The sequence below is a fragment of the Aquabacterium sp. genome (genome assembly GCF_030652515.1).
Taxonomy (GTDB): domain Bacteria; phylum Pseudomonadota; class Gammaproteobacteria; order Burkholderiales; family Burkholderiaceae_C; genus Aquabacterium.
This window is the reverse complement of record NZ_JAUSAR010000227.1, coordinates 1-6,376: the sequence shown is the minus strand read 5'-3', so window position 1 is coordinate 6,376 and position 6,376 is coordinate 1. Positions and strand designations below refer to the sequence as shown.

Genomic DNA, 6,376 nt, shown 5'->3' with positions numbered 1-6,376 from the left:
ACTGTACATCCATCCAGCTTTTGTCATAATGGCGGCAATTCATCAATTCACACCCATCGGAGACACCTGAATGGAAGCCACCGCAAAGTCCGCCCTGAGCGCCGAAAAAGCCAAAGCCCTGCAAGTGGCCCTGGCCCAGATTGAAAAGCAGTTCGGCAAGGGCTCGATCATGCGCCTGGGCGAAGGCGAAGTCATCGACGACATCCAGGTCGTCTCCACCGGCTCGCTGGGTCTGGACATCGCCTTGGGCGTGGGCGGCCTGCCCCGTGGCCGAGTGGTCGAAATCTACGGCCCAGAATCTTCGGGCAAGACCACGCTCACCCTGCAAGTCGCTGCTGAAATGCAAAAGCAAGGCGGCGTTTGTGCCTTCATCGACGCCGAGCACGCCCTGGATGCCCAATACGCGCAAAAGCTGGGCGTCAACCTGCAAGACCTGCTGATCTCCCAGCCCGACACCGGCGAACAGGCCCTCGAAATCGTCGATGCACTGGTGCGCTCTGGTTCGGTTGATCTGATCATTGTCGATTCGGTGGCCGCGCTCACCCCCAAGGCTGAACTCGAAGGTGAAATGGGCGATTCCCTGCCCGGCCTGCAAGCCCGCCTGATGAGCCAGGCCCTGCGCAAGCTCACCGCCACCATCAAGAAGACCAATTGCATGGTCATCTTCATCAACCAGATCCGCATGAAGATCGGCGTGATGTTCGGCAGCCCTGAAACCACGACTGGCGGCAATGCCCTGAAGTTCTACGCCTCGGTGCGCTTGGACATCCGTCGCATCGGCTCCATCAAGAAGGGCGAAGAAATCATCGGCAGCGAAACCCGCGTCAAGGTCGTCAAGAACAAGGTGGCGCCTCCCTTCAAGACGGCAGAGTTCGACATCCTGTACGGTGAAGGCATCAGCCGCGAAGGTGAAGTGATCGATCTGGGCGTGGTTGCCAAGATCGTCGACAAATCCGGCGCCTGGTACGCCTACCAGGGCGAAAAAATCGGCCAAGGCAAGGACAACTCACGCGAATTCCTGCGTGAAAACCCCGCTTTGGCGCACGAGATCGAAAACAAGATCCGTGAATCGCTGGGTGTGGCTTTGCAGGCGCCTGCCGCAAGCGCTGAATAAACCGGGTGCATGGCTGAGGTCCACGGTGGCGACACGCGGATCAACCCTGTCCCTCAAGGGCAGGGCTTTGAAATACCTCTCGGCGCGTGAGCATTCACGTGTTGAGCTGGTGCGCAAGCTGAAGCCTCATGCCGAAGATCCGTCTGAGATCGACCGCGTGCTAGACGACCTGGAGTCTCGCGGCTGGCTGTCTGCCGAGCGTTTTGTCGAATCGGTGGTCCACCGCAAGGCGGCGCGGTATGGCGCAGCCCGCATCCGGCTTGAGTTGAACGGGCACCAATTGCCTGACGAAGCCGTGCGGTCCGCCTTGTCCGGTTTGAAAGACACCGAGTTACAGCGAGCGCAGGCTTTGTGGCTGCGCCGCTACGGTCAAGTGGCCGAGACACCACAAGAGCGCGCCAAGCAGATGCGCTTCCTGGCGGGGCGCGGCTTCTCGGGCGATGTCATTCGGCAGGTCGTGCGTGGGTCTTCTGACACGGAAGACCCGAACGAAGCATGAGCATCCTGCAAAAGGTGGTGCTATTCTGATTGCTGCGCTGCAGTAAGGTTGTCAACTGCCGCGCCCCACGCAACCATCCCGCGAGTCAGCCCATGAAGATTCATGAGTACCAAGGCAAAGAGATCCTGAGCCGATTTGGCGTGCCGGTGCCCAAGGGCATCCCGGCTTTCTCGGTGGACGAGGCGGTGGCCGCCGCTGAAAAGCTCGGCGGCCCCATCTGGGTCGTCAAGGCCCAGATCCACGCGGGTGGCCGCGGCAAGGGTGGCGGCGTGAAAGTGGCCAAGTCCATCGCTGACGTCAAACGCCTGGCTGGCGACATCCTGGGCATGCAGCTCAAGACACACCAGACCGGCCCCAACGGCCAGAAGGTTGGGCGCCTCTACATCGAAGACGGCGCTGACATCCAGCAGGAATACTACGTTTCCCTGGTGACCGACCGGGGCAGCCAGAAGGTGGCCTTCATCGCTTCCAGCGAAGGTGGCATGGACATTGAGCAGGTGGCCCACGACACCCCCGACAAGATCATCACCGAGCTCATTGATCCGCTCACCGGCCTGGGCGACGCTCAGGCCAAGGCCATCGCCGACCGCATCGGCCTGCCTGCCGATTCCACTGCGCAGGCCGTCGATGTGTTCAAGAAGCTCTACCAGTGCTACATGGACACCGACGCCTCGCTGGTCGAGATCAACCCTCTGAACCGCGACAGCAAGGGCAACATCATTGCGCTGGACGCCAAGTTCAATTTCGACAGCAACGCGCTGTTCCGCCACCCTGAAATTGTGGCTTACCGCGACCTGGACGAAGAAGACCCGGCCGAAATCGAAGCCTCCAAGTTCGATCTGGCCTACATCCAGCTCGATGGCAACATCGGCTGCCTGGTCAACGGCGCTGGCCTGGCCATGGCCACCATGGACACCATCAAGCTGTTCGGCGGCGAGCCCGCCAACTTCCTGGACGTGGGCGGCGGCGCCACCGCCGAGAAGGTCACCGAGGCCTTCAAGATCATGCTCAAGAACCCCGAGGTCAAGGCCATCCTGGTCAATATCTTCGGCGGCATCATGCGCTGCGACACCATCGCCGATGGCGTGATCCAGGCTTGCAAGGCCGTGCACCTGACCGTGCCCCTGATCGTGCGCATGAAAGGCACCAACGAAGACATCGGCAAGAAGATGCTGGCTGATTCGGGCCTGCCCATCATCAGCTGCGACACCATGGCCGACGCCGCCCAGGCTGCCGTCGCCGCGGTTGCCAAATGACTTGCCATTGATGACGACAAGGATTCCGACATGAGCATCTTGATCAACAAAGACACCAAAGTCATCACGCAGGGCATCACGGGCAAAACCGGGCAGTTCCACACCCGGGGTTGCCGTGACTACGCCAATGGCAAAAACTGCTTCGTGGCGGGCGTCAACCCCAAAAAGGCTGGCGAAGATTTCGAAGGCATCCCCATCCACGCCAGCGTGAAAGACGCCAAGGCCGCCACCGGCGCCACCGTCTCGGTCATTTACGTGCCACCACCCGGCGCGGCCGCCGCCATCTGGGAGGCCGTCGAGGCCGACCTGGACCTGGCCATCTGCATCACCGAAGGCATCCCCGTGCGCGACATGCTGGAAGTGCGCAACAAGATGAAGGCCAAAGAGGCCGCTGGTGGCAAAAGAACCTTGCTGCTGGGCCCCAACTGCCCGGGTTTGATCACCCCTGAAGAAATCAAGATCGGCATCATGCCGGGCCACATCCACCGCAAGGGCCGCATCGGCGTGGTCAGCCGCTCCGGCACGCTCACCTATGAGGCGGTGGCGCAACTGACTGAATTGGGCCTGGGCCAATCCAGCGCCGTGGGCATCGGTGGCGACCCCATCAATGGCCTCAAGCACATTGACGTGATGCGCCTGTTCAACGACGACCCCGACACCGACGCCGTCATCATGATTGGCGAAATTGGGGGCCCTGACGAGGCCGAGGCCGCGCGCTGGTGCAAGGCCAACATGAAAAAACCCATCGTGGGCTTCATCGCGGGCGTGACCGCGCCAGCTGGCAAGCGCATGGGGCACGCGGGCGCGCTCATCAGTGGTGGTGCCGACACGGCCGATGCCAAGCTGGCCATCATGGAAGAGTGCGGTTTCACCGTCACCCGCAACCCCTCTGAAATGGCCAAGCTGCTCAAGAACCTGTTGTGATCCGGCATCCCGTTGTTCGTGCTTTCTCACCCGGCATCAGCCCCTACACTCGGGGCTGATTTCATTTGTAAAGAGACATGGAAGCATTCCTGACACCCGAGTTCTGGCTTGCCGTGGGCCAGATCGTGATGATCGACATCTTGCTCGGCGGAGACAATGCCGTGGTCATCGCCCTGGCCTGCCGCAACCTGCCGCCTGAGTTGCGCCGCAAGGGCATCCTTTGGGGCACGGCGGGCGCCATCGTCCTGCGCGTGATCCTGATCTTTTTCGCCATGTCCTTGCTGGCCTTGCCCTACCTCAAACTGGTGGGCGCGGCCTTGTTGCTCTGGATTGGTGTGAAACTACTCGTGCCCGACGATGAGGGGCATGGCAACATCCAGGCCAGCGACAAATTGTTGGCGGCCATCAAAACCATCATCGTGGCTGACTTTGTCATGAGCGTGGACAACGTCATTGGCATCGCGGGCGCCGCGCAAGGGGTGGGCCATGAAGGGCATCAGATGTCACTGGTGATTTTCGGCTTGCTGGTCAGCGTTCCCATCATCGTGTGGGGCAGTACTTTCGTGCTCAAAATCATGGACCGGTTTCCCCTCATCATCACCCTGGGCGCCATGCTCCTGGGCTGGATCGCAGGCACCTTGGCGATCGGCGATCCGGCCCTCAAAGCCTATGCATTCGACACCACCGTGAACCGCTATGCCGCAGGCGTGGCGGGGGCCTTGCTGGTGCTGGGGTTGGGCACCTTGCTTTCCAGAAAAAAAAGCTGACGAAGACCAGGATCCAAGCCCAGCATGACACCCGACATCACCCTGATCGCGCCCCTGTTGATCCTGATATTGCTGGTGGTGGCTGCGGCATTGGTGGTGTGGTTGCTGCGTCAGAACCGGCGCAACCCTGCTGCACGATCCACCTTCGGGCCCTCGACCCAACAGGGGGGGCGCCACAGCCGATCGGGCGCGAACACCCGGCCGCGTCGGCGCTCAAGCTCAACGCTCACCGAGGCTGAGCGTGAGAAAGCCATCGCCCGCATCCGTTTGACGGCGGGGGCGGATGCCGGTCCTGAAACCGTGCTGTCCTACCTTCATTCTGCGGAAGACAGCCTGCCCCCTTCCGGCTTCGATTCGGCCCTGCCTTCTCAAATGGGCAAGCCCGATTTTTCGCAAACCACCCGGCCACAAACCTGGCAGCGCAGCGCGGCTGACACCTTGGTCAAGCCCGCGCCTGCCGCCCGCCAAAATGGAGCGAAAGCGCCTGCGCCTGCCGAAGGCATGCAGCGAGTTGCTCACGCCCTCAACGCCTTGAAAGAAGGCCCGGCCGACCAGGCCTGGAATTCCCTCAAGGCATTCCGCCCCGAACCTGGCCAGCGCGAAGCCTGCCTTGAAACCCTGGAAGGCATCGCCCAGGCATTCGAGCGCGACCAGCGTTACCACAGTGCCCGTGATGTCTACGAGCACATGGCCGACATCGACCCCGAGTGGCGCCAGGTCAAATTGCGTCTGATGCGCGCCCGTGGCCTGGCCCAGGCGGCCGCCAGCAACACCTGGGGCACCGTGCCATCGCGGCCCATGCCCGAGGAAAGCAAGCGCCAGTTGGGCAAATACGTGGTCGAAAAGGAAATCGGCCGTGGCGCCATGGGTGCGGTCTACCTGGGCTACGACCCGGTCACCGACCACAAGGTAGCCCTCAAAACCATGGCCCTGGCGCGTGAATTCCAAGGGGATGAGCTGGCCGACGCCCGCGCGCGCTTCCTGCGCGAGGCTGAGATGGCCGGCCGCCTGGACCACCCCGACATCGTCAGCATCATCGGCGCAGGCGAATCGGATGGCCTGGCCTTCATCGCCATGGAACTGGTCGATGGCGTGGACCTCAGCCAATACGCCCACCCCACCAAACTGATGCCGCTGGCGCAATTGCTGCCCGTCATGGCCCGCGTGGCCGATGCCCTGGCCTACGCCCACACCCGGGGTGTGACCCACCGCGACATCAAGCCCGCCAACATCATGGTGGACCTGGCCTCTGGCAGCGTCAAAGTCATGGATTTTGGCGTGGCCCGCGTGGCCGATGCCGCGCGCACCCGCACCGGCGTGGTCCTGGGCACGCCCACCTTCATGTCGCCCGAGCAACTGTCTGGCCAAACGCTGGATGGCCGCACCGACCTGTACTCGCTGGGCGTCAGCCTGTTCCAGCTGCTCACGGGCTACCTGCCGTACCGCAACGACTCGATGGCCCAGTTAATGCGAGCGATTGCTCAGGAAGAAGTGCCCAATGTCTGCGATCTGCGCGATGATTTGCCCCGTCCCCTGGGCGACATCGTCGCGTTGGCGCTACAAAAGCACCCGAACACCCGCTATGCCAACGGCCAGCAAATGGCCGAGGATCTGAGGGCGGTGGCGCAAGCCGTGTCGTCCGCATCCAACGTTGACATTGACCTAGGCTGAGTTGCAAATCAAGCGACAATCGCACCATGGAGTTTGAGTTTTTCAGTCAGACCGACACCGGCCGTGTGCGAACGAACAATGAAGATTCGATCGCCATCGACGAGTCCTGCACCGTGGCCGTGCTGGCCGACGGCATGGGCGGCTA

The 6,376-nt window shown here is 62.0% G+C and carries 6 protein-coding genes and 1 pseudogene; all 7 read left to right on the top strand.

What is annotated here, in order from left to right; all coding sequences use genetic code 11:
- The first annotated feature begins 70 nt into the window (after positions 1-70).
- Positions 71-1,114 carry a recombinase RecA gene (recA, locus tag Q7V20_RS24140; RefSeq protein WP_304796849.1) on the top strand — a complete coding sequence of 348 codons (1,044 nt, stop codon included), beginning with the start codon at positions 71-73 and terminating at the stop codon, positions 1,112-1,114.
- A gap of 25 nt (positions 1,115-1,139) precedes the next feature.
- On the top strand, positions 1,140-1,613 hold the full coding sequence (recX, locus tag Q7V20_RS24135) for a recombination regulator RecX (RefSeq protein WP_304796846.1): 474 nt from the start codon (positions 1,140-1,142) through the stop codon (positions 1,611-1,613).
- 92 nt (positions 1,614-1,705) lie between these two features.
- Positions 1,706-2,869, top strand: coding sequence for an ADP-forming succinate--CoA ligase subunit beta (gene sucC / locus Q7V20_RS24130; RefSeq protein WP_304796843.1), 1,164 nt, complete (start codon positions 1,706-1,708; stop codon positions 2,867-2,869).
- 30 nt (positions 2,870-2,899) lie between these two features.
- Positions 2,900-3,793, top strand: a complete 894-nt coding sequence (sucD, locus tag Q7V20_RS24125) for a succinate--CoA ligase subunit alpha (protein ID WP_304796840.1) — start codon at positions 2,900-2,902, stop codon at positions 3,791-3,793.
- A gap of 77 nt (positions 3,794-3,870) precedes the next feature.
- Positions 3,871-4,560 (top strand): TerC family protein, encoded by a 690-nt coding sequence (locus Q7V20_RS24120; protein WP_304796838.1) that lies wholly within the window; start codon positions 3,871-3,873, stop codon positions 4,558-4,560.
- 24 nt (positions 4,561-4,584) lie between these two features.
- Positions 4,585-6,231 (top strand): serine/threonine-protein kinase, encoded by a 1,647-nt coding sequence (locus Q7V20_RS24115; protein ID WP_304796835.1) that lies wholly within the window; start codon positions 4,585-4,587, stop codon positions 6,229-6,231.
- Between the two features lie 26 nt (positions 6,232-6,257).
- Positions 6,258-6,376, top strand: a pseudogene (locus Q7V20_RS24110) (protein phosphatase); the annotation flags it as partial.